The organism is Starkeya sp. ORNL1 (assembly GCF_012971745.1).
Classification (GTDB): Bacteria; Pseudomonadota; Alphaproteobacteria; order Rhizobiales; family Xanthobacteraceae; genus Ancylobacter.
This window is the reverse complement of record NZ_CP048834.1, coordinates 913,446-936,487: the sequence shown is the minus strand read 5'-3', so window position 1 is coordinate 936,487 and position 23,042 is coordinate 913,446. Positions and strand designations below refer to the sequence as shown.

Below are 23,042 nucleotides of genomic sequence, written 5' to 3'. Positions count from 1 at the left end.
CCTAAGACGCGAAACCCCGCCGCGGGGGACACCGCGAGCGGGGCAAAGCGAAATGGTCATCTGGGCAAGGCGACCGAAAGAAAATCTAATCTAGCTGCCCTAGATGTGCAAGTTTTTCTTAATGTGGTCGGTCGCGCCGTATATGACGGCCGTCGTCGCATCGGCACGATCGCAGAGGCCGGTCCAGCCTCTTTCGGAGCCTTCAACTTCGGGGGCGCCTTCATCGGCTCCTACCATCGCCAGCGCGACGCGATGCGCGCGGTGGTGTTGGCGGACGAGAGTGCCGGAGGTGCGGCATGACAGCGGCCTCTATCGCGCGAGAGACGCATCTCCCCGCCGCGGTCATAGACCCGCGGCTTCACGCGCCTGACGTCGTGGCGGCTGCGGCGCGCGTCGTGCCGGACCGAGCCCATCGGGTCACGGTCGGTTCCGCGCAGCTTGGCTACCGCCACAAGCCTGGCACCGCCGGCCGCTGGCGCTTCGGCGCCCGTCGGCTGCACGAAATCGAGCGCCTGATCACGCTCCGCTATGGCGGCCCCTGCGATACCGATGACGGCGAAGCTTATCTCGCGATCGCAGTGAACCTGCTGGTGCCCATCGAATTGGAGCGAGCCGCCGGCCGGCCGGATCCGCTGCGGGCAGTGCGGGCGGCGGTCATCGCCTGGTCGAGCCGGTGGCTGCCTCTCGTCACCGAGCTCGGGGTGCTGCGCGCTGTGAAGCGTGCCATCGAGGATCCGCGGATCTGGCGGGCCGACAGCGCCGCAAACCAGCTCCGCATCGTGATGGCCGAAAGGCAGGCCGCGAACATCACGACGATGGGCGCGATTGATGCCGACCGCGACGAGCGAGAGCGGCTGCGGAAGCAGCGCCATGCCGAAGCGCAGCGCGCGCGGCGCGCCGCGGAACGCAATCCTGACGGTCAGACGCGAGAGGCCTATGAGATGGCTTCCGTGGCGGCCGAATGCCGGCGTCTCGGCATCTCCCGGTCGACCTACTATCGCCGGCAGCGCGACGCCAGGGCGGAGCCGCGAGAGGCCTGCGACAGGTTGCGTGCGCAGCATAAAGAAGAGTCTTATGATGTTGCGCACGCAACCTGTGTCACGCCACCGATCGGGCCCCCGGGAGCGCGCGCCAAGCGCGCCGCGATCATCCGCCTCGCCCCGCCAATCATCGACGTGAGAGCCCTGCGCCGGATCGACGGAGCCGAAATCATTCGGCTCTTTGCGAAGGCCACACGCGCGGCCGGTTCGCCGGCGGCAAGACCGCCTGTATGGTCGAGGTGGCGGCAATGAGCGGGATCGCAAGGCGATCTCACGGCGGTCGGCCGGCCATCTCCGACTTCGCCGCCCTCGAGCTCATGGCGAAGCTCGAACGGATTTATGCGGAAGGCGGCGTCCCCCGCGGCGCGAGAGCTCTCGCTCGCGAGATCGTCGAGCGGGTCAATGTAGTCGGCGCTTCGGACGAAGCATCCGCAGACCGCCTCCGCCGCAAGTACCGGGAACTGCACCAAGAGGAAGCGGAGTTTTCTCCCATTAAATCCCAAGCGCCGACCCCCGAGTTGCGTCATGTCTCATCTGGCGAGGGGGAGATGGTTGGCATGTACGTTGGCTTGGAGCGCGAACCGGATGGCACGACCGCCGCAGCCGTCCAGGTTGTCACGGCGCACGAAGCGTCGCGTACGAACCGGGCATCTGCGCGTGTCGTTGAACGGCCGAGAGTGTCCCGCAGTCGGGGCGGCCCGCGCTATGTGGTGTCGATAAGGGTCAACCTTACAGGTTCGGAAAGCGTTGAGCTTCGGCTCAAGTCAGGGGCAGCCAAAGAGCTTTTCGATGAGCTCCGCGTGGCCCTGGCGGAGATCGATCGGCTCCGATCGGCATGCGCTTCCAGCGAAGAGGCGGACACCGATGTCGGGTAGTCGTCGCCTGCCTATGATCCGCAGCAGCAGGGCCACAGCAATGCGGGCGCGCAGCGCGCCGCACATGGGCATCGGCGGGCATCAGGCGCAGGTCTGCATCCACGGTGCGGAGGCGGCTCGGCGCGGGCGTCGGCAGCCCCCGCTGCACGCCCGACCGGTTAGGGACCGTCTAAATCCGAGCGAGCGTTGCGGGGGCGCTGCCGCCCGAGATTTCGCTGTTTTTCAGGTTTCCAGATTTCCACTTTCGTTTCGTTTGGAGCGGCGCCCATGACCGCAAAAAGCTCTGCTGCCGTCGACGCTCCCGCACCCGAAATCGTCTCCACCGCGGTGTTCGCCGAGCGCATCGACGTGACGCCGTCGCACGTCAGGAAATTGCAGCGCGATCGCGTGCTGCCGAAGAAAGGTCGCGACGCGATCCCGCTCGTCGAAGGCCTGGTCGCGATGGTGGCTTTCCAGCGCGACGAGGAGCGCCGGTCCAGCAAGGCCGCGAGTGCATCCCGCGTCCAGGATGCCCGCGCGCGGGAGATCGAACTTCGCGTGGCTCGCGAGGAAGGCAAATTGGTGGATTTCGCCGACGCGAAAGCTGCCTTCAGCGACACCATCGCGACCTTTCGCGTCGAGCTCGACGGCGTTCCCGCCGCGGCAAGCCGGGATCGCGCGGCGCGAGCTGCGGTCAAAGCCGCGATCGACGCCGCACTCGCTCGATGCGAGCGCCGCTTCCGCGAGCGGGCCGCGGCGCTCCGCGCTGGCGCGGATCCACTCTCCATCCCTGAAGGAAAGACACCATGACCGACATCAACAAACTAGAGGGGCAGCTCAGCAGGCTGCAAGCTGATCGAACGGCTCGCCGAGCGCGTCTAGAGGCAATCGATCCCGAAGGCGACGGAATTCGCGCGCAGCTCAAGCGGGCGCGCGGCGAAGCCGCGTTAGGCGACCAGGTGGCGAAGAAGGCGATCGCTGATTTCAGCGCCCGGCTCGCAGCGCTGGATGAGGAGCGCGACACGGCCGAAGCCGCTCTCGAGATCTTGGATGAGCGAATTTCCGCGGCGGCCGCGGCGCTCTCCGAGGCGAAGGCCGACGAGAAGGAGATGATCGCCACCGCGTGCCGGCGCGCGGAGGAAGAAGCTTTCGAAGCCTTCAGCATCGCGTTCCGCGGCGTTGTCGGTCCTCTCCAGCGGATGGCCGCCGCACGACATATCGCCGCCGCGCACGGCATAGCCATCACCGACCGTGGACGGACGATCCGCGACCGTCTGCGCGCGGCAGGGCATAACAGCGAGCGTAGCGAAGGGCGGCGCCAACGAAAAGTTGTGATCCCAGCAGCGCAAGGCATCCCCACCGAAATCATGTCCGGCACAGACGCCTTCTTCCCCGGCTACATCTCGGCCGTCGAGGATCTTATTCACCACCTCCAGCGGGACGGAGTTCCGATCCAGGGGGTAGCTCCGCCGGAGCTGGAACGGCCCGTAGGCGTCCAACCGCCATTTCCGACACCTGCTCTAATCATTAGGCCGGCGTCTCCGTCGCCGGAGACGATCCACATCGGCCGCGCTAGGGCGCCAGAGCTTGGAGATGATGGCGTTCCGGTCGAGCAGAGCGCGCAGCCGCCGGCCGGGTATCGGGGGGAGGAACGTCAAATCGCGGGCTTCACTTCGGGCAGGCCAGCGCGCACCGCGGATCCTACCGAGGTCGAGCGCGTCAGCGTCTTCCGCCGCTGACACCCAACGGAGGAACAACGTCGATGCGATCTCCTATGTTGGGTATATCGCGGGAAGCTGCGCTCCACATGATGGAGGAGATAGCACGCCCCTCGATGCAGCGTCCTTTCGTGCCGAACACGTCCACGCCGTACGCGGCGGCGGGCGAGGCCAATATCCAAAAGGCGGTGCGCGAGGCACTCGCCGCTGACCGCAAGCGTCACACAGAAATCCTGTCGCTGCCCGAAGCCAAGGGTCGGAAGGTTCTTGCGGAACAGCTCTTCTTGTCCGAGCGAAGCGTCGACGAGATCCGCGCCGCGCTCGCGGCCGCTCCCACGGACGCTCGCGCGAAGAGCGACACAATCGCCAAACGAGCCGTCGCGAACCATCGCGGCGAGACACCGCCTGGCCAGAAACCATCCGCCACCACGAAACGCGTCGTCGCCGGCTTACGGGCCCGCGGCTTCGGTCAGTCCAACCCTTGAAGGCAATCCTCCATGACCACTATCGCCCTGCAGTGCCCCGTCGAGATCGACGGCAAGCAGATCACGTCGGTCGACCTCCGCCAGCCAACTGGCCGCGGGATGATTGAACTCTCTCGACACCTTCCAGCATTGACAAAGCTCGCCGAGCAGAACCAGGCGGGCGCGAACGTGATGCCGGACGCCGCGGTGATAGAGGCGCTCGTCTGTGTCGCTGGTGTCGTCGCCGGCATCGGCAGCGAGGCTGCAGGTGAATTGGCGTTCTCTGACATCACCACGATTGTCATGGCCAGCCAGAGTTTTTTGGAACCGGCGCTGTCGGCGGAGCCGAAGAGTGGCGGCTCGTCGTTGCCATTGTCGCGGGCGAGTTAAGCACGCCAGTCACCGCTGTCCTTGAGATGCCCGCCGAAGAAATCCTGGCCTGGCTCGACGCCGTTCGTGAGGTGCGGAAATGGCGACGCTGACTTCCTCTCTGCTGGTGAAGCTCATCGACGGCGTGAGCGGCCCGGCCAAGGTCGCGGCATCTTCGCTGCAGGGTCTGCGCCGCGTCGCCGGCGGCGTCAGTGGCGGCATTGGCGGTGTGCTGGCTGCGAGCGAAACTTCAGCATCCCGGTTCGGTCGGACGCTCCTCGGAGTGGCCGGTACGGCGGCGATCGTTGGTTTCGCGCTGAAGAGGGCTTTCGACGGGCCCGTCGACGCCTCACTGGCCTACGGGACGATTCTCGAAGACATCGGCCAGAAAGCTGACCTATCCGGCGGCCAGCTGCAGGATCTCGGCGAGACCATCCGCAAGATCGCCCGGGACAGCAACCAAGCTGCACAGCAAACCGCCGGAACGTTCGACACGCTGCTCGGTCTTGGTCTTGGCGGCAAGACCAATGCAGAGGACGTCAGCAACGCGCTGGGCATGCTGCCGGCGATCAACAAGACCGCGACGGCCTATCGCGCGGCCTCGGACGATATCGCCCGCGCCGGCCAGGCGGTGTTTGCCAACCTGAAGGTGCCGTCGAACGAGGTCATCCGCGCCTTCGATGCGATGGCGGCCAGCGGCAAGGAAGGTGCCTTTGAGTTGCGCGACATGGCGCGGTACTTCCCGTCAATTACCGCGCTTGGTCAGAACCTCGGCATCAAGGGTGTAAAGGGCGCGGCTGATCTCGCCGCGGCGCTGCAGGTCGTGCGCCAGGGCGCCGGAAACGCCGAGGAGGCGGCCACCAATCTAATCAACGTGCTCCAGAAAGCCGGCACGCCGACGACGCAGAAGGCATTCAAGAAGATGGGCATCAATTTCCGCGAGGAAATGAAGAAGCTCACGAAGAAAGGCATGTCGCCGATCGAGGCGATGGTCGAGACCACGCGCAAGGCGATGGCGAAGGGCGCCACCATCGGCGATCTCTTTGAGGATCGCCAGGCGCAGCTCGGCATGCTGGCGCTGCTGCAGGACACGGAACGCTACCGCAAGATCCGGGAGCAGGCGCTTTCGGCGTCGGGCATGGTGGAAGCGGACTTCGCGCGCCGCATCCAGACCTCGCAGGCCGCGTTCGATCGCTTCCGGGCGTCGGCGGAGAACCTTCAGATCGCCATCGGCAACAAGGTCATGCCGGTGGTGACCACGTTCCTCGACAGCTTCACGCAGGGGCTCAACACCCTCGACCAGCGGGTGTCGATCTTTGATCGCATCGGCAAGGCTATCGGCGGCTTCGCCTCCGGGCTCGGCTTCGACGGCGTGAAGGACCTGAAGGGCGGCCTTGAAGGCCTAATGAACCTTGTCCTCGGCAACATCGGGACACTCGATCGAGATACGGATCAGCTCGCCGTCATTTTCGGTCGCTTCCGTGAAATGGGGTCCGCGGCAAGGGCGCTCGCGGACGGCGTCGGTGCGGTGATGGGCCCGCTGCCGGGCTTCATCGGTTCCGATTGGGGGACCATCATCGGGTGGGGCGCCACCATCGGCGGCGCCGCACTTGGCTTCGCCGCCTTCGGCAAGGCGCTCAGTCTCATCGGCCGCGCGTTATGGATCCTGTCCGGCGCCTCCGCCGGCGTCGCAGTGCTCCGCGCGCTGCTCGGCGCCGTTGGCATCGGCACGGCGGCCGGTGCTGGCGTCGCGGGCGCGGCTGCCGCAGGCGGTGGCCTGCTGGCTGGCGCCACGCGGCTAGTAAAAATAGGTACCTGGCTTGCCGCCATCGTTGCGGCGTATCAGGGCATCGAGGCCCTCCTCGACAGGCTGAACAGCTCAACGGCGACGGAGAGCGGCGCCCCGGATCCGCTTGGCGAGAAGTACCGGCAAGATCATCCGGCCTACACGCCGCCCGAAGGAGGCTCTCAGGGATTCTACGATCGCCGCATGCAGGAGCGCCAGCGCTTCCGGCAGCAAAACGGGCTGCCGCCCATCTCCGGCGCGCCGGCCGGCGCTGGCGGCATCGGATCCGACTTCGCCACTGGCGTGCAGCAGCAGGTCGACACGGCAAAGGCCGCGGTCGAGAGCCTCGACACCGCGACCGGCACCCCGAATATCGACACGAGATCGATCGACCAGGCGATTGAAAAGGTTCAGCGCCTGCTCGACGCGATCCAGAACGTGAATTCGTCAACCGTCTCGCCGCGGATCGGCAGCCCTCGGCTCGGCCAAGGTTTGCGGGGCATCCACGCCGACATCGAGCTAGAGTAATCAATGAGCGATCGACTGGTGAGCGGCCACCGTGTGCCCGCGCTTCTCGATTCCGAGGGCCGCGCCTATGGCGCCGAACTGGCGTTGCAGATCATCGCGCGGCACGGCCGCGATATCGCCGCGCGGGCGGATGCGGCAGAGATCGTCCTCGAGGCGGGCCGAAAGATCCGGGCGACCGGGCGGTCGCAAAAGGCGGTCGGAATGCCCGCCGGCGCCGTCAAGCTTTGGCAGCTGGCGGCTTTTACTGAACTGCAGCGTCGGTTGACGGGCTGAATGCCTCATCTGCCGGTTGCCGCGGAGATGCGCGGCATTAGCAAGGAAGTACTCGTCGACCGGCGGGCGTCTCCGGATATGAAGGTCCGCGAGATCCAAGCCCGCATCAACCCGCTCTTTTCAGCCGATATGGTGGCAGCGAGCGCAACGCGAAATCAATCAGTTCGTCCCTCGCTCGCATTCCCCTTGCCACACCCTCGAGGATGGCCAAGGCGAGCTTCTTCCGAACTTCGCCGTTGCACTCAACATTCGCCAGTTTCGGCGCGAGGCCGCATGCGGTGTCCAGGCAGTCCTCAAGAAATGCAATCTTCTCGGGATCGAAGCCTTCTTCATGGAAAAGCATGACGTTTCCTCCTCCCGGTCATGCGGGCGCAGCCAAGGAGCGATGCCGCACTGGGAAGGCCGCCGCGAGCGCGAGCGGCCTCCTTGAGCAGTGACCAAAGGATTGACTTCTCTGCGCCCGTTAGAGCGCTCGGCACCGGCTCTGTTCCCCGGCGGCCAGACTGCCAACCGCGTCTACTTTCAAATAGCTCACTGGAAATGACGCCGCAGCCGGACGAGGCGGCGGATCGTCATCCGGCCTTGGGGTCGACACGCGCCACGGCATCGACCGTGCGCGGTGCCGGCCGCGAAATTCAACCAATGAGACGAGGTTCGAAGAAGTCTCCGGTCCCGGCTCATCGTCGAGCTCTCGCAATGCCTGCAGAATCTCAGCCAGGCTGACGAGGCTTCCGTTTTCGAGCTGGCGGACGCCTGGGAAGTTGGGCACGGCATGCCGGTCGGACGCCCATGAGGCGAGGGTCGCTCGCTTCGCCTCGACGCTCATCGAGGGATGGTTGAGGACCTCCTGGGGGGTGCGTGGTTGGCACTCCATCGGAACCTGCGTGGCAGGCTCGCGCAAAAAATTCAGGTCTTGCAGCATCTCCAGTCTCCGCGGTCAGTGCCTCCCGGTGGCGTGCCGGGAGGCTGGACGGCAGTTATGTCGGTGGGGTCGAGTTTAGGCCGCCTTGGCCTGATCGATCTGCTTCACGTGGCTTTCGGCGGTCGGGGTCGCTGTAGACGCGATGTCGATGCGCCGAGGCTTCAACTGTTCCGGCACCTCGCGCACGAGGTCGACCGAAAGCAGGCCATCGCGAAGCGTGGCACCAGCCACCTTCACGTAGTCCGCGACGTTGAAGGTCTGCGTGAAATTGCGGAATGCGATGCCCTGGTGAAGCATCTGATGGTCCTCCGCGTCCGGGGCCTTCTTGCCGGCGACCAGCAACGTATTGCCTTGCTGGGTGAGTTCGACCTCTTCCGGCCGGAAGCCTGCGATGGCCATCGTGATACGGTATTCATGCTCGCCCGTCTTCTCGATGTTGTAGGGCGGCCAATCGGACCTTGCCGTGGTCGCGGTATCGAGAAGGTCGAACAGCCGGTCAAAGCCGACGGTGGAGCGATACAGGGGTGCGAAGTCGAAGGTTCTCATAGCCACATCCTCCATTTGAGCAACATGGTACAAACCGCCACACCTTGCGCGGCGTGACGTCCCTTTGTCGGTCCAATTTGGCTCCGACGCGTAGCGATCTGGGGAACGAAAAAAACCAGTTCAAGAGGTGTCGGAAAAAAATTCGTCGGACATACCTGAAGCCGATAAGCTCATTGAGATCAGAGGATTATCACGGCCCAATTCGAACGAACGAATTCCTGTCCACTGGTTGCGCGACGACCCGGCTTCGGTCCGCCGAGCCAGTGTGAGGGACGCGCGTAGTTCGCCACTCGATCGCAATGGAGCTGGGAACGGAAGCCGGGTACAGGGGATTTACTCGCCGCAAAAGCAATACGTGGCGCCGCCCCATGGGGCGGTGGCGACATGGTCTTGCGGACGATTTTTTCAGCGTCAAGGGTCGCGTTTATGGAACGGTGGAAAATCATCGAGCTCCTGCGAGATGCCGAGCGGGACATCGAGGAGGGAGAGAAATTGCTAGCCTTCCAGCGCCGAGCGGTGGAGGAGCTGAAACGCAATGGAGAGGCAACGCGCGACGCTGCCGACCTCCTTCGCACCTTTGAGGAATCTTACACGAGGCACCTCGCCGAGCGCGACCGGCTACGGAACCAGCTCAACCTTACGCCTCCTACGCCCGACATCACCGGGCCGGCGCCGGCTGGGTAGTGCCTCCGGGCCGCTGAAGGGCGGGTACTACGACGCGAACGATGAAAAATGACAGGCCTCACGCACGCCATAGGCTTGGCTCCCCGTGAAGCGCGCCAACTTCACTGTGATCGACGGCGGCGGGAACCGCCCACGCCGCGGACGCACGCGGCGGCCGGGGACAGCGCCAGCGTCCGCGCTGCGGGACTCCAACTGCCGGCGCCGAGTTCGCTCGGCAGATAGGGCGTGATGGAGGCGCTCCTCCCTGCTCGACAAGTCCGTGCTGCTGGTCAAGGACCGGCTAACATACTGCGGAACCAAGCGCTTCAAAGTGACTTGGCTCAGTCAAAGGAAGCCGGAACTAGCAGCGACGTGACGGCGCGCGAGGCTATCGCGCAGGCCGAGTTGCCGCCGTTCGGCTGGGGTGGAGCAGAAAACCATGCAGTTGATCGCGACCCTCACGGGAACCGGCTGGCTCCGCACGAAGGACGCTGGTTCCGCCGTCGCTACCTACCGCCTGGACATCTATCGGGAGACATCTGGCCCTGAACAGGGTCAGTTGATAACACGCGGGGTGCTCGCGGCGGAGGCGTGGGCGCTGGTGGTCGCAAAGATCGACCGCACGGCGGTGCTCCTCCTTGACACCGGCGAGCCGGTCGACGTCCGCCTCATCGATTTAGGCGCAAGCGACACCACGTCCAATTTTGTCATTAGTGGAAAGATGCCGACGTTCAAAAGCCAACGCCCTTAAGCTAAGTCAGGCTGCGGTCGCGTGCCTTCTGATCAACGAGATCGCTGGGAGTCGGGGCCGTCTGGCTGCCGCCTTTCGGGTCAGCCTGCGGCGAAATCCCCGCTTTCGGTGGCGTCTCGAGCGTGCGGTGGATCGTGTCGATCTCGCTAACCGGGCCACTGTCAGCGGTTTCATCGATCGCAATCAGCCGCTCGGCCATCAGCCAGAATTCGACGTCGCGGCCTTCCGGCCGACCAGCATTTTCCCACAGTTGGTAGGCGCGAATTCTCACTACATCGTGGGCGTCATTCATCCCGGCTCTCCTGTCCGCTCATACTCGCGTTATCAACACATCGGAGGCGGTCAGCGCGCTGCGCATGGTCCACGAACGATGTCCGCGGGAAGCTAGTTTTTATTTCCGGTGCCGGGTGCGGCCATCTTGCGGTGCTGTTCAGCCAGCACGCCGGCCGGAGTGATATTAGCAATCGCGGATTGCAGCTTGTTCTTCCAGCCACTGACCACGTCACCTTCGCCGGCCAGCATGGCCTTGAACCCAGTTTCGGCAACGTCGGCGGGATCATCTTTTTCGGCTTGGCCGACTTTGGTATCCATCATGTCAGCGCGCTCGAAGAATTCGGTTTCCGTTGCTCCCGGCATGAGGCAGGTGATCGTCACCTTCGTGTTCTTGAGTTCGTTCCTGATCGCGAACGAGAAGCTGTCAATGAAGGCTTTCGTCCCGTTATAGACCGCCTGAAACGCGCCCGGCATAAAGCCGGCGATAGATCCAGTAATCAGGATGCGTCCTTGATCACGGGCCTGCATCTCGCGGGCGACCTTTTGGACCAGATAGATCGTGCCGGTGATATTGGTGTCGACAACGCGCCGCCAGTCGGCGACATCCTGATCAAGAAAAGCTCGGCCTAGACCACGCCCGGCGTTTGCGATCAGGACCTCCACCGGACGCCCGGTCCCTTCGATGGCAGCGTAAAGCTGATCCACCCCCTCGAGGTGCGAGAGATCGACTTCGACCGCTTTTACGTTCGCTCCATTCGTGGACAGACGGGTCGCGGCCTCGCGGATCTCAGGCTCGTCGGCGGCAATTACCAGGTCATAGCCTTCGCGCGCCGCGATTTTCGCCAGTTCGAAACCGATGCCCGACGACGCTCCCGTGACGACAGCGAGCGGGCGAACTGCGTTAGCCATGGATTTTCTCCGTCAGGGTTTCATGACGACTTTGATGCAGCCGTCCTGTTTGTCGCGGAACGTCTTGTAGAGCTCGGGGCCGTCCTCGAGCCTGGCCCGATGCGTGATGACGAAGGACGGATCGATCTCGCCCTTTTCAATCCGCTCGAGCAGCATCTGTGCGTAGTGCTGGACCGGTGTTTGCGCCATGCGGAAGGTCAGCCCACGATTGATGGCGGAGCCCATAGGAATTTTGTCGAGGAAGCCGCCATAGACGCCGACGATTGAGACGGTGCCGAAGTTGCGGCAGCATTGAATAGCCTGGCGCAACACGTGAGGCCGATCGGTGCCCATAAACAGGGCTACTTTGATGCGATCCAGCCGGGCGTCCCAACTCGCGCTCGGCTCGGATTCGGTCCCGACCGCATCAATGCACGCATCAGCGCCGCGGCCGTGCGTCATCTCCATTATCCGCTCGTAGATGTCCTCTTCAAGGAAATCGAGTGTTTGGGCGCCGCCTTGCGCCGCGAGAGCGAGGCGTTCAGAGACCGTATCGATCGCAATGACGCGTTCAGCGCCAAGCAGAAACGCTGATCGGATCGCCATCTGGCCGACAGGTCCGCAGCCCCATATTGCAATGGTGTCGCCGCGCTGGATATTGCAGAAGTCTGCCGCCATGTAGCCGGTCGGGAAAATGTCCGACAGGAAGAGCACTTGCTCATCGCTCAGGCTATCAGGCACCTTGATGGGACCGACATCGGCGAATGGCACGCGCAGGAGTTCTGCCTGGCCGCCTGCATACCCTCCCAGCAGATGGGAATACCCGAATAGCCCCGCGGGCGAGTTGCCCCACAGCTTCGTGGCTTCTTCCTTGTTGGGATTGGAACGCTCGCACCCGGAGTAGAAGCCGCGCGTGCAGAAGAAGCACTCGCCGCAAGAAATGGTGAATGGCACCACCACCCGATCGCCGACCTTCAGGTTGCGGATGTCACTTCCGACTTCGACGACTTCCCCCATGGTTTCATGGCCAAGCACGTCGCCGGTCTCGAGGCGGGGAATGATGCCGTTGAAAAGGTGGAGATCCGAACCGCATATTGCGCACGCGGTCACCTTGATGATGGCGTCGCGGGGCTGCTCGATTTTGGGATCCGGCACTTCCTCACAGCGAACATCGCCCTTCCCGTGCCACGTCAGCGCTTTCATGCAGATGCTCCCGGTTGATGACGTTCAACACCGGCAGCGCGTCGTCGTTCCTCGGTAAAATGCGGTATCGCGTAGGTCTTTTGGGCGCGCTCGTACACGCCTTCGCCTCATTCCGCGGCTTCGTCCTGGGCGGTCACGATGCGGTCGGGAATCCGGATATCACGGGCCTTGGGGGTACTTGGCGCCGCGTCGCGCGACCTCGCGCGCAGCCGCGTGCTTCACCCGCGGGCGGAGGTGCCTCGGCACGCCGTGATGCTCGGTGGCCGTTGACGACTTCTAGGTGAGGGACGCTCAGTTCGCCAGTCGACTGCGCAGCTCCGGCAGTGATCTGAGAGCGAAGTCGATCAAATCGTCTTGATTGCCAAGGTCCGTATCTGCGCCTTCCATGAGCGCCAGGGCGAGCCTCTTCCGCAGATCATCACTTGGCGGCGAACCCGTCACCCGGCACGCCGTTTCCATCGCCACATCCAGGCATTGCACGAGATAGGCGATAGTCTCCGGATCATAGCCCTTGTTGCTGAAAGGCATGGCTGACCTCCCGAGCACTTAGTCACCGACGCAACTGTCTGCTTTTCACGAAGGGCGCACAAGTTGACCGAACGGGCATTCCGAAGTCTCGCGCATTCATTTGGCCGAAGGACGGCCGGCGCTGACGCCGTATTCCATGCCCTTCGAGGTGAGGTATATCGAAGTGGGCGACCGACCTAAATAACCCTCTTCGACCAATCGATTGACGCAATCGAGCAGTTCTGCGGCGCCTCCGAGATGGCCCACCTTTTCGATGAGCTCTTCCTCACCCACAACTGAAATCGTTTGGCTCCTCCATGCTTGATAGAGCGTCATAAGCACCGAACGATCTTGATCCAGCATCCCCTTCCCCGCGTCGCATCACACCGGAATCGGCGGAAATTTAGGGGCGGCATCACCCACGCGCAATGCTACCTCCACATCAGTCGAGACTGAAGACCCTAGCTGGCGCCGGCCGCAGGAAAGGGTGTGACGTGCAAAGCACGCTCACGCACATGCAGTGAGCATTCTATAAAATGACGTAACAGGACAGCGCGTTTTGCCTCATGAAGCAATTGCGAGGTCTCTGCCTCGAATCGCAAGTGAGACTTGGCCGCTCAATCGCCGGTTCGGCAGTGAGCGGCTTCGTTTTGTTGCGAGAGCGACGGCGCCGATTCACCGACCTCGGCGCCGTCGTACTTGGCGGCGGTCTGGCGTCGCACAAGGCGCAAGCTGGGACGCTCGTCGTCAAGGCCGGGCTACGCGTGCGCCCGTGCTACCATCGTGCGCAGCGGAGCGGGTGGTCTGCTCGCTGGACTTGGCCTTCTTGCCATTCCGGGCATTGGGCCCGTGGTCGCCGCTGGCTGGCTTGCCGCGACGGCTGCAGGTGCGATTGCCGGCGCGGCCGCGGGCGGCGCCGTGGGTGGCATAGTGGGGGCGATGACCTCCGAAGGCGTCCCTGAGTCCGAGGCGAATGTCTACGCCGTGCATCTCGCACCATCGCGCAGCGAATCGACCGCTATTCGGCCGCTTTGCAAATGCATCGGCGCATGCCGCGGGAACACCGGTGGCCTTCCTTGTCTGTCTTGTTGCTGTCCTCGTGTGGGCGGCGACCGGTCCGATGTTCGGGTGTTCTGAGACGTGGCAACTTGGCATCAACACAGGAACAACCATCGTCACCTTCCTCATGGTGTTCCTTATCCAGAATAGCCAGAACCGGGGACGGCGCGGCGATCCAGACAAAACTGGATGAGCTAATCCGGTCATCAGATGCTGAAGACGAATTCATGGGAATCGAGGGGTTGACGGAAAGCGAGCTCGCGATTCTTCACGATAGGTGCCAAGCGGCAGCCGCCCGGACACGGCGGCTTCTCGAGCAGACAAGCGCAGAGCGAGAGAAGCGCCAGCGCGATTGGTCCAAAACGGCCTGAGTGGCGAGGCGCGTGACCTTTAGCTAGCGGCGCCCCGCGCGGGCGATGCGGAAGGAACGAGCGTATCGCGCGCGCCCTGCTTCGTCTCTGACAACGGGGCCTCCGAAGCGTCCTGACCCAACGTTGCCTTCGTCCGCGGCTGGTTTCGACTGCTTTCCTCAAGCGCAACAAGCCTCTCGGCTGCCAGCCAGAAGTCCAAGTCCAAATCGCTCGGGTGCCCGGCGCCTTCCCAAAGCTCGTATGCCCGGCGGCGAATGATATCGTTCATGGCGATTCCTTCCGATGCGCTGCCGCCGGCGGGCGTGGCGCGCCCGCCTCGCGGCGACGATGTCAGGCTGCCTTCGCGTTTACGGCCGTCGTAGCGAGCTGAGACAACGCGGCGTCGGTGGCCTTTTCTTCGCCGAGCGTCAGATCGAGCAGCTTCACCGCATCCTTCATGCCGAGCTGCTGTGCCCAGGTCCGCAGCGTGCCATAACGGCTGATCTCGTAATGCTCTACTGCCTGCGCCGCGGCCAAGAGACCCGGATCGAGCGCGGCGGTGCCGGCGAAATCTTCCATGATCTCTTTGCCCTCATCGATGATGCCGATGATGGCGTCGCAGGTCTTGCCGCGGGCTTGAACGCCCAACAGCTCGAAAACCTGCTCAAGCCGCTCGACATGCACTTCAGTCTCGTCGCGGTGCTTCTGGAACGCCGCAGCAAGCTCGGCCGACTGGGCACTCTTTGCCATTTTGGGCAGTGCGCGTAGGATCTGCTTCTCCGCGTAGTAGATGTCCTTGAGGGTTTCTTGGAACAGGTTGGTTAAGTTCTTTTCCGCCTTGGGTGCCATGTGGGGTTTCCTCGTTTTCAGCGAGCGGCGAGAGCCGCCGGATTGCGGGGCTCAACGACTCCTGGCGGCGTTTGTTCCGAAGCGGAACTGCCACTGTCTCAACGGGTTCTCCCTACCTCAACGGAGGTCGTGAGCATGGCTCAAGCGCGCGATGGATTGCTCCACGGGCCACTCTCTTCACGGACAGTGCATCTTTGCCTCGACATGCAGAAGCTGTTCGCTCCAACCGGTCCATGGGCCACGCCTTGGATCGAAAGGGTGCTGCCGGTCGTCGTGAGGCTGTGCGAAAGGCTGTGCGAACGAACCGTGTTCACCCGGTTCATTCCGCCTGCCACCCCAGAGGAAGAGGTGGGCGCCTGGCGCCGCTATTATCGGCGGTGGCAGCACGTCACGCAGCAACGCCTGGCTCCGGGGACGCTCGATCTGATCCCGGAACTGGCCCGGTTTACGCCGCCGGCGCTGACAGTGGAGAAGCGCCGGCTGTCCGCCTTTTCAGCGCCGGACTTGGCTCCCAACCTCAATGCACGGCTCACCGATACGCTCATCATCACCGGCGCGGAAACCGATGTATGCGTTCTCGCGACGGTCTTGGGTGCCGTCGATCGCGGCTACCGGGTCATCGTGGTTGAGGATGCGCTCTGCAGTTCGTCCGACGCGGGCCACGATGCGCTTATGACGCTGTATCGCGAACGCTTCGCGGAACAGATCGAGACGATCTTGTCGGACGACTTGATCGACGTAATCAGAGACGCGCCCGCTTGGAAGTGAGCCGCTGAATTAAGGCTGAGTGGCAGAGCGAGCAGCCTGATCGGTCTGGCTGCCGCCGCGTTGCCCTAAAGAGGGACTACCTCACACGAGGTCGTTGCCACGAAGCAGGATTTCGACGACACGGCGAGCGTCGAGAATCTCCGCCACCGCGCCGGTTCGAGCGGCGAATCTCAGCGCGAGCCGCACGCCGGTGAGCTGAACGCCGCGCTGCCCCGCGAACCGTTCATCGAGAAATACCGCGGCGTCATGCAGGGTGCGTAGCTCCTTCCCGTCACGCAACAGGATGGGTTTGTCTAAGTCCGCATTCCAGTGGGGTAAATCCGTCTCGCTCATGGCCCAAGATAATGCATCAGAGGGCTACCGGATCCCTGATTTCGTGCTCGGCGCCGCTTGGGGCTACCTGCGTTGAACTTTGCCTACTGCGATAAGCCTGCGGCCTTCCCTCGGCGCAGGGGCTGGCGGCGGCGCTAGCGAGTGGCATCATCGGCGCCGCCGTTTCATCACGTCAGATGCCGCGGCGGCTCTATTGCAGGGATTGGAGGCTGGTTGAAAGGCTCATTCAAGGAGCCATGACGCGTGAACCCAATCCGCCAAAAACATCGCGCTCGCCGAGGCCACGGATTTCGTGAAGCGCGAGGAAGACCGCCTGGCTGAGAAGCCCAAAAAGACTGCTCGGCTTCGAGAGGAACGGATGCGGCGGGAAGCCTCGTCAAAGGGATAGCCGGGAAGACGCCGCCTCGGTGTTGAGTCCCAGCGGCGCCTTCACCGGCACCGCGAACGCTGGGAGCAATCCGCGGTAGCGATTAAACGCCGTTAGACGCAGGATAGTTCACGTCCCGACCAGATACGCGCGACCTGGCGGAGCGGTTTGCTGATGTACGTGGGCGCCGTCTGGGACTAGGACATCGGCAGCGGCGGCCCGCCGCTCATATCAAGCGCCGGGTGGTCAGGAACTTCAAGAACAGGGCTGCAGCCCGCGCGATATCGGGATTATTCCGCGTGTCGAGCGCGGTGACGAGCGCATCCTGCACTTGCTGATATTCTTCAAACTGCCAGATTTCGGCGCCGAGTGTACCGAGGTACTGCATTGCGTCCGCTACCGTGACGAGTTCGCGGCCCTTCACGCGGATCGGCTGCGGGAGCCGCGGCGAGTGGTCGGCGCGCTTCGGCTGGTGCAATCTGACGTCCTCCAGCGCGAACTCGATCGTGCGGCGCGCCTTGACGATATCAGCGCCGTGGCCGGTCTCCGCCGCCTGCTTGAGGCTAATCCGCGCTTCATCGAATGCGAGGCTCGGACGGCGGGACGCGTGCGCTTCTATGAACGCCGCCGCCTCGTGCAGCGAATGCAGCTCGGTGCCGTCCTCGGTTGGGACAGGCCTATCCAAACTGGCGTTCCAATAGGGTAGATCAGGTTTCCGTTGCATGGCGGGTTTAACGCCGCGGGCGTGCTTCGGTTCTGCTGCTATGCCGGCAAAAAGATGACGCTGAGTGGGAAAACGCTGGCGCCCGCGCATCTTCTGCGGCTTGGTCGACGGGAGGGGCTCAATGCCTCGGCCTCGTCAGCGCTTCGCGGAAAGTCGGCAGCGCGCTCAGCGCGAATCCGATGAGTGCCTCGCGATCCGTCATGCCGTAGCCAGCACCCTCTAACAGCGCCGCAGCGAGTCTCCGCCGGAGCTCGTCGTCCGGGATGTGATCGGCGCTGCCTACTGTGGCAGCACAGGCACTGTTCAGGCACTCCTCAAGGAGTGCGATCATCTCTGGATCATAGCCTTGGCTCATAAAGGGCATGCACGCTCCTCTCGATCCGCGCCGACCACACCTTCGCAAGCTTACCTAGCGGCCGCCCCTCACCGGGCGGGGCACAGGCTATCCACTGGCCAATGTCCAGCGCGCAGATATCGTTCCTTGATGTTTCGCCGCCAAAGCCCAATTGCCTCAGTTGGTGCTCCGCTGATGTATTATCCCACCACGACGACCAAAATTTCGCACCGCGCGGAATAAAAGGTCCAGCCCGCTCGTTTGCTGCTTGAGACTAGACATCAACCTCGCCCTCGAAAGAGGGCGGGGCCGCCTGTATTTCATTGACCAATAGTTTTGAAAATAAATACTTCGATCGGGAACGCATTTCTTTCTCAAGTATTTCCAATCTGCACATTACTCAAATGGAGGCTCAAATGAACAAGACTTTGTACGCCGTTCTCGTAGCCGGCGTTGTTGCCATTCCCTCGTCGGTCTTTGCACAAGCGGCGATCGTGACCGTGCCGTCGGAGGTCGAAACCTATGTCGTCAAGGAAAAAACGCCGTCGGTGAAGGTCGAACGTGAGGTGATCATCGGCTCGGAATTGCCAGCCACCGTTGAATTGCACACAGTGCCGAAGTACGACACCTACAGCTATGCCGTCGTGAACAATCGCCGTGTCATCGTCGAGGCTAAGACCCGCAAGGTCGTCAAGATCATCGACTAAGGGTTCGCGATGCGAAAGATCTTGCTCACATCCGCGGCGCTCGTATCAGCGCTTTTGTTTGGCACCATCGCTGCGACGACCCCCTGCCGCCGGACAACAGCAGCGACGCGTCCGGCGGCGGCTACGGCGTGTACGCGGCGCATGCCGATCAACGTCTGTAGCAAAGCCGGCCCGTGACGAATGCGCGGTTGGTCGCCTCTCCCAACACCGCAGGGAGCGGCCAACAGCCGCCCGGCGCCCGCACACCCCTGCCGCTGCCGGGCGGCTGCCTCTTAATCGTCGCCGGCGTGGACCATTTAACCCGAAACCACGGCACCTCAGCTCCTGATGGGGCGGCGAAAAGCTATGCACTAGTCGGCCGCAGTGGAGGGTATGATGCCTGTGCTCTTTTTCGGTTCTCTAGCGGTTCTCGCTGGCGTCATCTACCTGGGCGTCGCCGCAGTGTGGAATGGCCCGCTGAGCCAAACAAGGCGTTCGGCTGCGACGGCTGACACCCTCGAACCCCGCCGCAACGGTAGCACCGTTTTTGAGCTATCTCAGAACTGGCCTGGCTTTGCGCTTGTGCTAGTTGGTGGTTTGCTCATGTTGGCTGGTGCCGTCATCTAATGATCATCCTCTGGCTGATCCCACCATCGACCGTGGTCTTGCTCCGCGCGCCCTGGCCGCGCGGAGGGCGCGCACGACAGCGTCATCGCCGTACAACCGGCGCCAAGGCGACGCCCACATCATGTGGCAGGCGCACCTGCGGGCGCGGGTAGGCCCGAAAGCCTAGCGCCTAAGGTTCAACTGCTTCCACGGTTCATAGGCGGCGTATCGCTGCTCCTGAACGGCGATCGCAGCGAGCCACGGCGTGCTCCAACGTGTTCCTGGTTGGGCCGGCCGACCATTGGTGGCCTGGCCGGGCTGCGGCGACACGGTGCTATGGGGATGGGCACTGTTCGTCGTCATTCAGAACCAGTTGATCGAGCTGTTGCCTGGTCTCTTGAATCCGTTCCCAGAGCGGGTCACAGGCCTGTAACAGCCGCAAGCGTTCTTCATGGCAGACGGAGGCATGGCGAGCTGCAGTTAGGGCGGCAGCGTAGTCGTTGAGGGCTACTTCGAATTGCACAAGGAGTTGTCGAAAGGCGGGCATATCGCGGGGGACCGGCAAGGACAGGCGGTTGTACGGTGTAATACTGCACCTCAATGATGGCAGTAGGTCGCAGGGAAATCCATCCGGAAATGCGCCTTCAGAGGAGCGTCGGCACGACGGGATCCAACACCCTGAAGGCCGCCTCCCGCGGTGACCTGGCTGAGCTCGATTTTCACAATTTCACCGCTGCCGAGCGTCAGGGATGCGCGGCGATCGTTGCGCTGGGTGGGAAGCTTTTCCGCCGACAAGACCCCATCCGCGACGAGTTCGCCACTGGCGGGTTTCCAGACGTCAATTCTGACAGCGCCGCGGACGTCGGGAGCGAGGCCATCTTTAGTCAGCCCTCGCCGGCGATCATCGCGAAATGCTCTCTGCCGCTATCGCTCATCGCTGCGCCTACGATCCCCGACATCGAAGCTCCAGCGTTCGATCTGCCACTCCGTACCGGGCCGCTCCGGGAGGGGCGCCAAGATGTCGGCCTCGGCGGCTGCAGCAATCAAGGCGGTGCGGAATTCCTCCGCCGTCCCAGCACCAGAGCCTTCCATGGCTGCGAGGGCTGCGATCTGCGCCGCGAGGCGAAGCTGGCCGCTCCGACTGCGCTGCGGCCATTGGTACAGCATGAAAAGGGCGGCCGCCTCGACGTCGGCGAGGACGCGCCTGGTCCCGCTTCGGTCCCACAAAGCCACGGGGTGCATGTGAATCATCGTCATGGCGGACTCAACGTCATCCGCCCGAATCAGTTCAGGCCGCAGAAGCCGGGAAGGCGCCGACCGCTCGCGGTCCCGCCATCCGATCGTCGCCTAAAGCGCTGAACAGTCATCCCCGCTCGATGGAGCGCCGCTCGCCTGGCCCGCGCCAAGGGCGCGCACGACAGCGTTATCGCCGTGTACCGCGCGCAGGTAAGCCTTGCGGTTCAAAGCGCAGAAGACTTTGCGGCAAGCGCGGTGATCAACCGATACACGGCTTCCATAACGGCCATCGATCCGCCGATCGAAACAAATATGGCAAGGAGGCGGAGCGCGGGATGCTCGAATGGAGCCGCCTCACTAAGAAAGAAATACGAAATAGATGAGCATAAATAAAACCCCATGACGACGATAAACGTCAGGATCATGCCACTGCCTGCAATGAGCACAATTATTTCAAATACATCAACAGATTTTGTTCGTTGTTCAAGCAGATAACTGTGAGCGTATACAGCAATAGATAGACTAATGACAATTTGCACGACATCAGAAAGAATCTTTGCTTTATTTAAATCAGCCTCGGACGCGGATCGGAATCGTCGTTTATATTCGTCCGAAGGCCGCAGCATGTCCCACGAACGGTCCCATAGCCGCCGAAGTTTGCTCACCGTCAATGCCTTCCTGATTCTTGACGTTACAGTTGCCTGCTATGACTTCAGATTTAGAGGGTCGTGTAAGCGCTCTGCGTTATCGCCTCCATCAGCGCTTCGCCAGCCTCACGCCGGGTCCCCCGTCGGCCTGCTCGCCGTCTGCGAGGAAGACGATGCCGGCCGCCTCGAGCGCCCGCCGTAGGACATCCAGCGTAGCGTTCTGCGGAGAGGACTTGCCGCTCTCGAAATTGCGGATCGTGGCGTTCCCAATCTTCGACGCCTCGGCAAGTTGCTGCTGTGACCAATCGAGCGTGGCTCGGGCGGCGCGACATTGAGCGGGTGTAATCATGCTGACGAGGATACCGCACGAGCTATAAGAAATCGATAGGGGTAGCGAATTTCGCTTGCGACACGGTGTATGAGCGATTAACGATAGTGATATCGAAAATCGCTACCGGAGAATCATCGCATGTCGCGCCCCACCGCGCCGGCAAACGCCGCCGGCATACCCTCGCCCCCCGCCACGTTCGGGGCCACGTTCATGCTGCTATACGAGTTGCGTGCCATCATGGAGCGCACGCTCGAAGAGATGATTGATCTCCTCGATGCCTGGGACGGCGATTCAGACCTGGAGCTGACAGCCGTCGAGACGCACGGCCGCGGCTTCATCGACACCGGCGCCGACGACGCCGAGGATACGCATGACGCCGAAATGGATCATGCCGAGCTCGGCATCGCGGACCTCGATGGCCTCGTCGAGCAGCGGCCCGGCGCCTTCCATGGGAGCGCGATATGAGCTCGCTCGATGTGGCTCCCCGAGATCGCCTGATCTCTGTCCATGATCTCCTCACTGATGCCAGGGACCTCGCCGGCGCGCTGAGCCTTATGGGCAGTGGAATGGAGTTTGAGCACTGCAGCGGCCCCGTCGTGGCCGTGGCGAGCGTCCTGCTCGATCGCATCGAAGCCGCGATGAAGACGGTTGACGCCGTCACCAGCGATGCGACTGGAGGGACGACGTGATGCGCAAGGAATCGCCTCCCGCCGCGGCTATACCGCCGCATATCGATGCCCAAGCGCGCGTTGCCGCCGGCGTCGAGATGATCAAGGCCGCCCTTGCTGATGCCTATCCCGGCCGGGCGCTAGGCGCTGAGGTGTTCTTCGGCGCTGAGGGTGCCGGCGTCGCGATCGCCGCGCACGACGTCCCGGGTTTCAGGCTTCGGCTCAATATGCATTGGGACATGCTTCGCGCCGTCTAAACGACTGGACCCCGGCCGAGTGCGACGGCCGGAGCATACCTCTCGACTCGTCCAAACCCGCCGTTTTGCATGGTTTGACGCAGCGCGCGTATTCTCACGCGCTCGTGAATGACCGCCATCCGTCCAGTTTTTGACCGCCTTTTGTCCAGGCGGAATGTCACCGCCGGCGCGCCGCATGTCACATCGCCCGCGCCTTGCGTCACAAAGCCCTTCGCGGGCGTCACAAGGCGAACCCGGCATGTCACGCTCAGAACCGCGTCTTGAGGCCTTGTCCGCGATCTGTCCGAGAAAACCCGCGCTTTTACACGGCAATCCATTTCGGGCGTTCTTTACGTTCACGCTACGTTCTGATCGATATACGTCATTAGCACTTGCAAAAAGGAGCGTTCCAAATGTCCGAAGATTCGGCGACCCCTCGATACGCGCGGACGGCCAAGAGCGAAGAACTGGTCAACGTTATGGTCCGCGTTCCAGCGTCGATCAAGTCGAGGCTGCAAGATGCGGCGTCGCGCAACGTTCGCTCTACCAGCGCCGAGGCAGCGTACATCATCCTCGACTTCTTCCGGCGCGAGCCCGCCTCGCCCGACATCGCCCTCTGAGCGGGCGGTGTCGCCAGCATGAGCATGGATCGCATCTTCATGACCACCGGCGCTATCCAGCGATTCCTAGGTGAGCGCGGGGTATGCATCTCCGCCGACACGCTCCGCCGGCGCGCGAAGGATCAGCAAGCGCCGTTCCCTGGCTTCCGCCGATCGTCGAGCCCAACAGCGCCGCTATGCGCCCGCGTCGCTGCTGTTGAGGCGTGGCTCGCCGCGCGCGAGGCCATCGGCGTCGAGGTGGTGAACTGATGTCGCGCGGGCCTTGCACCTTCCGTCAACGAGACCTGACGGCGGCGGTTAAGGCGGTCGAGGCAGCGGGGATTGGTGTCGCGCGGGTGGAAGTCGACAAGGACGGCAAGATCATCATCATTCCTGGCAAGCCGCCCGTCGTTCCGTTCGATCTTCCCACGCACGGGCTCCCTGAACCGGATTTGGGAATGTAG

Annotated in this window: 35 protein-coding genes and 1 pseudogene; 21 read left to right on the top strand and 15 right to left on the bottom strand. The window is 63.0% G+C overall.

Going from position 1 to position 23,042, the window contains the following annotated elements:
• Positions 1 to 296 precede the first annotated feature (296 nt).
• From G3545_RS04575 to G3545_RS04540, 8 genes are all read left to right on the top strand, one after another.
• A complete protein-coding gene (locus G3545_RS04575) occupies positions 297 to 1,292 on the top strand; it encodes a hypothetical protein (protein ID WP_170010261.1) in 996 nt (331 codons plus the stop codon).
• A complete protein-coding gene (locus G3545_RS04570) occupies positions 1,289 to 1,915 on the top strand; it encodes a hypothetical protein (protein ID WP_170010259.1) in 627 nt (208 codons plus the stop codon). The genes G3545_RS04575 and G3545_RS04570 overlap by 4 nt, the downstream gene beginning before the upstream one ends.
• A gap of 267 nt (positions 1,916 to 2,182) precedes the next feature.
• Positions 2,183 to 2,704, top strand: a complete 522-nt coding sequence (locus tag G3545_RS04565) for a hypothetical protein (protein ID WP_170010258.1) — start codon at positions 2,183 to 2,185, stop codon at positions 2,702 to 2,704.
• Complete coding sequence (locus G3545_RS04560; protein WP_170010256.1) at positions 2,701 to 3,633, top strand: hypothetical protein; 933 nt, start codon at positions 2,701 to 2,703, stop codon at positions 3,631 to 3,633. Before G3545_RS04565 ends, G3545_RS04560 begins: the two co-directional genes overlap by 4 nt.
• Before the next feature lie 95 nt (positions 3,634 to 3,728).
• Positions 3,729 to 4,097 (top strand): hypothetical protein, encoded by a 369-nt coding sequence (locus G3545_RS04555; protein WP_170010254.1) that lies wholly within the window; start codon positions 3,729 to 3,731, stop codon positions 4,095 to 4,097.
• A 12-nt stretch (positions 4,098 to 4,109) separates the two neighbouring features.
• Positions 4,110 to 4,466 (top strand): phage tail assembly protein, encoded by a 357-nt coding sequence (locus G3545_RS04550; RefSeq protein ID WP_170010252.1) that lies wholly within the window; start codon positions 4,110 to 4,112, stop codon positions 4,464 to 4,466.
• A 79-nt stretch (positions 4,467 to 4,545) separates the two neighbouring features.
• Positions 4,546 to 6,759, top strand: a complete 2,214-nt coding sequence (locus G3545_RS04545; RefSeq protein ID WP_170010250.1) for a phage tail tape measure protein — start codon at positions 4,546 to 4,548, stop codon at positions 6,757 to 6,759.
• 3 nt (positions 6,760 to 6,762) lie between these two features.
• Positions 6,763 to 7,032, top strand: a complete 270-nt coding sequence (locus G3545_RS04540; protein ID WP_170010248.1) for a hypothetical protein — start codon at positions 6,763 to 6,765, stop codon at positions 7,030 to 7,032.
• 106 nt (positions 7,033 to 7,138) lie between these two features.
• Here G3545_RS04540 and G3545_RS04535 read toward each other — a convergent pair whose 3' ends face one another.
• The 3 genes from G3545_RS04535 to G3545_RS04525 all read right to left on the bottom strand — a co-directional run bounded on the left by G3545_RS04535 (position 7,139) and on the right by G3545_RS04525 (position 8,500).
• A complete protein-coding gene (locus tag G3545_RS04535; RefSeq protein WP_170010246.1) occupies positions 7,139 to 7,375 on the bottom strand; it encodes a hypothetical protein in 237 nt (78 codons plus the stop codon).
• Positions 7,376 to 7,495: 120 nt separating this feature from the next.
• Positions 7,496 to 7,954 (bottom strand): hypothetical protein, encoded by a 459-nt coding sequence (locus tag G3545_RS04530; protein ID WP_170010244.1) that lies wholly within the window; start codon positions 7,952 to 7,954, stop codon positions 7,496 to 7,498.
• Positions 7,955 to 8,029: 75 nt separating this feature from the next.
• The gene (locus tag G3545_RS04525; RefSeq protein WP_170017906.1) at positions 8,030 to 8,500 is read right to left on the bottom strand and encodes an Hsp20 family protein; all 471 of its coding nucleotides are present in this window, start codon (positions 8,498 to 8,500) and stop codon (positions 8,030 to 8,032) included.
• A 1,102-nt stretch (positions 8,501 to 9,602) separates the two neighbouring features.
• Here G3545_RS04525 and G3545_RS04520 point away from each other — a divergent pair.
• On the top strand, positions 9,603 to 9,914 hold the full coding sequence (locus G3545_RS04520) for a hypothetical protein (protein ID WP_170010242.1): 312 nt from the start codon (positions 9,603 to 9,605) through the stop codon (positions 9,912 to 9,914).
• Position 9,915: 1 nt separating this feature from the next.
• On the opposite strand, the gene G3545_RS04515 is transcribed toward G3545_RS04520, so the two are convergent.
• The 5 genes from G3545_RS04515 to G3545_RS04495 form a co-directional block, all read right to left on the bottom strand.
• A complete protein-coding gene (locus G3545_RS04515; RefSeq protein ID WP_170010240.1) occupies positions 9,916 to 10,206 on the bottom strand; it encodes a DUF2934 domain-containing protein in 291 nt (96 codons plus the stop codon).
• Between the two features lie 92 nt (positions 10,207 to 10,298).
• Entirely contained in the window at positions 10,299 to 11,096 is a 798-nt protein-coding gene (locus G3545_RS04510; RefSeq protein ID WP_170010238.1) for an SDR family NAD(P)-dependent oxidoreductase, read from the bottom strand.
• Between the two features lie 12 nt (positions 11,097 to 11,108).
• A complete protein-coding gene (locus tag G3545_RS04505) occupies positions 11,109 to 12,278 on the bottom strand; it encodes a zinc-dependent alcohol dehydrogenase (RefSeq protein ID WP_170010236.1) in 1,170 nt (389 codons plus the stop codon).
• A gap of 291 nt (positions 12,279 to 12,569) precedes the next feature.
• The gene (locus G3545_RS04500; RefSeq protein ID WP_170010234.1) at positions 12,570 to 12,806 is read right to left on the bottom strand and encodes a hypothetical protein; all 237 of its coding nucleotides are present in this window, start codon (positions 12,804 to 12,806) and stop codon (positions 12,570 to 12,572) included.
• 96 nt (positions 12,807 to 12,902) lie between these two features.
• On the bottom strand, positions 12,903 to 13,148 hold the full coding sequence (locus tag G3545_RS04495; protein ID WP_170010232.1) for a hypothetical protein: 246 nt from the start codon (positions 13,146 to 13,148) through the stop codon (positions 12,903 to 12,905).
• A 429-nt stretch (positions 13,149 to 13,577) separates the two neighbouring features.
• Here G3545_RS04495 and G3545_RS29590 point away from each other — a divergent pair.
• From G3545_RS29590 to G3545_RS29965, 3 genes and pseudogenes are all read left to right on the top strand, one after another.
• A pseudogene (locus G3545_RS29590) lies at positions 13,578 to 13,769 on the top strand (hypothetical protein); the annotation flags it as partial.
• On the top strand, positions 13,759 to 14,037 hold the full coding sequence (locus tag G3545_RS29970; RefSeq protein ID WP_348644630.1) for a low affinity iron permease family protein: 279 nt from the start codon (positions 13,759 to 13,761) through the stop codon (positions 14,035 to 14,037). The pseudogene G3545_RS29590 and the gene G3545_RS29970, both read left to right, overlap by 11 nt.
• A complete protein-coding gene (locus tag G3545_RS29965) occupies positions 13,934 to 14,215 on the top strand; it encodes a low affinity iron permease family protein (protein ID WP_348644629.1) in 282 nt (93 codons plus the stop codon). The genes G3545_RS29970 and G3545_RS29965 overlap by 104 nt, the downstream gene beginning before the upstream one ends.
• Positions 14,216 to 14,234: 19 nt before the next feature.
• Here G3545_RS29965 and G3545_RS04485 read toward each other — a convergent pair whose 3' ends face one another.
• Together G3545_RS04485 and G3545_RS04480 are read right to left on the bottom strand one after the other, a co-directional pair.
• On the bottom strand, positions 14,235 to 14,483 hold the full coding sequence (locus tag G3545_RS04485; protein WP_170010230.1) for a DUF2934 domain-containing protein: 249 nt from the start codon (positions 14,481 to 14,483) through the stop codon (positions 14,235 to 14,237).
• A 62-nt stretch (positions 14,484 to 14,545) separates the two neighbouring features.
• The gene (locus tag G3545_RS04480) at positions 14,546 to 15,043 is read right to left on the bottom strand and encodes a ferritin-like domain-containing protein (RefSeq protein WP_170010228.1); all 498 of its coding nucleotides are present in this window, start codon (positions 15,041 to 15,043) and stop codon (positions 14,546 to 14,548) included.
• A 135-nt stretch (positions 15,044 to 15,178) separates the two neighbouring features.
• Between G3545_RS04480 and G3545_RS04475 the strand changes: the two genes are divergently transcribed.
• On the top strand, positions 15,179 to 15,811 hold the full coding sequence (locus tag G3545_RS04475; RefSeq protein ID WP_170010226.1) for a cysteine hydrolase: 633 nt from the start codon (positions 15,179 to 15,181) through the stop codon (positions 15,809 to 15,811).
• A gap of 81 nt (positions 15,812 to 15,892) precedes the next feature.
• Here the strand turns inward: G3545_RS04475 and G3545_RS04470 are convergent, their stop codons facing one another.
• The 3 genes from G3545_RS04470 to G3545_RS04460 all read right to left on the bottom strand — a co-directional run bounded on the left by G3545_RS04470 (position 15,893) and on the right by G3545_RS04460 (position 17,599).
• The gene (locus G3545_RS04470) at positions 15,893 to 16,144 is read right to left on the bottom strand and encodes a hypothetical protein (protein WP_170010224.1); all 252 of its coding nucleotides are present in this window, start codon (positions 16,142 to 16,144) and stop codon (positions 15,893 to 15,895) included.
• Between the two features lie 593 nt (positions 16,145 to 16,737).
• Positions 16,738 to 17,325, bottom strand: coding sequence for a hypothetical protein (locus G3545_RS04465; RefSeq protein ID WP_170010222.1), 588 nt, complete (start codon positions 17,323 to 17,325; stop codon positions 16,738 to 16,740).
• A 28-nt stretch (positions 17,326 to 17,353) separates the two neighbouring features.
• Entirely contained in the window at positions 17,354 to 17,599 is a 246-nt protein-coding gene (locus G3545_RS04460; protein WP_170010220.1) for a hypothetical protein, read from the bottom strand.
• 386 nt (positions 17,600 to 17,985) lie between these two features.
• Between G3545_RS04460 and G3545_RS04455 the strand changes: the two genes are divergently transcribed.
• Together G3545_RS04455 and G3545_RS29585 are read left to right on the top strand one after the other, a co-directional pair.
• On the top strand, positions 17,986 to 18,276 hold the full coding sequence (locus G3545_RS04455) for a DUF1236 domain-containing protein (RefSeq protein ID WP_246702691.1): 291 nt from the start codon (positions 17,986 to 17,988) through the stop codon (positions 18,274 to 18,276).
• A 1,188-nt stretch (positions 18,277 to 19,464) separates the two neighbouring features.
• Positions 19,465 to 20,220, top strand: coding sequence for a hypothetical protein (locus G3545_RS29585; RefSeq protein ID WP_246702690.1), 756 nt, complete (start codon positions 19,465 to 19,467; stop codon positions 20,218 to 20,220).
• A 101-nt stretch (positions 20,221 to 20,321) separates the two neighbouring features.
• Here the strand turns inward: G3545_RS29585 and G3545_RS04440 are convergent, their stop codons facing one another.
• Together G3545_RS04440 and G3545_RS04435 are read right to left on the bottom strand one after the other, a co-directional pair.
• Positions 20,322 to 20,762, bottom strand: a complete 441-nt coding sequence (locus G3545_RS04440) for a hypothetical protein (RefSeq protein WP_170010214.1) — start codon at positions 20,760 to 20,762, stop codon at positions 20,322 to 20,324.
• Positions 20,763 to 20,853: 91 nt separating this feature from the next.
• Positions 20,854 to 21,093 carry a helix-turn-helix transcriptional regulator gene (locus G3545_RS04435; RefSeq protein WP_170010212.1) on the bottom strand — a complete coding sequence of 80 codons (240 nt, stop codon included), beginning with the start codon at positions 21,091 to 21,093 and terminating at the stop codon, positions 20,854 to 20,856.
• Between the two features lie 120 nt (positions 21,094 to 21,213).
• Here G3545_RS04435 and G3545_RS04430 point away from each other — a divergent pair, with 120 nt between their 5' ends.
• The 6 genes from G3545_RS04430 (at position 21,214) to G3545_RS04405 (ending at position 23,042) form a co-directional block, all read left to right on the top strand.
• The gene (locus G3545_RS04430) at positions 21,214 to 21,540 is read left to right on the top strand and encodes a hypothetical protein (RefSeq protein WP_246702689.1); all 327 of its coding nucleotides are present in this window, start codon (positions 21,214 to 21,216) and stop codon (positions 21,538 to 21,540) included.
• Positions 21,537 to 21,764: a hypothetical protein gene (locus G3545_RS04425; protein ID WP_170010210.1), complete on the top strand. Its 228-nt coding sequence runs from the start codon at positions 21,537 to 21,539 to the stop codon at positions 21,762 to 21,764. The genes G3545_RS04430 and G3545_RS04425 overlap by 4 nt, the downstream gene beginning before the upstream one ends.
• Positions 21,761 to 22,000 (top strand): hypothetical protein, encoded by a 240-nt coding sequence (locus tag G3545_RS04420; RefSeq protein WP_170010208.1) that lies wholly within the window; start codon positions 21,761 to 21,763, stop codon positions 21,998 to 22,000. The genes G3545_RS04425 and G3545_RS04420 overlap by 4 nt, the downstream gene beginning before the upstream one ends.
• Positions 22,001 to 22,392: 392 nt before the next feature.
• Positions 22,393 to 22,599 (top strand): hypothetical protein, encoded by a 207-nt coding sequence (locus G3545_RS04415; protein WP_170010206.1) that lies wholly within the window; start codon positions 22,393 to 22,395, stop codon positions 22,597 to 22,599.
• Positions 22,600 to 22,617: 18 nt separating this feature from the next.
• Entirely contained in the window at positions 22,618 to 22,848 is a 231-nt protein-coding gene (locus tag G3545_RS04410; RefSeq protein ID WP_170010204.1) for a hypothetical protein, read from the top strand.
• Positions 22,848 to 23,042: a hypothetical protein gene (locus G3545_RS04405; protein WP_170010202.1), complete on the top strand. Its 195-nt coding sequence runs from the start codon at positions 22,848 to 22,850 to the stop codon at positions 23,040 to 23,042. The genes G3545_RS04410 and G3545_RS04405 overlap by 1 nt, the downstream gene beginning before the upstream one ends.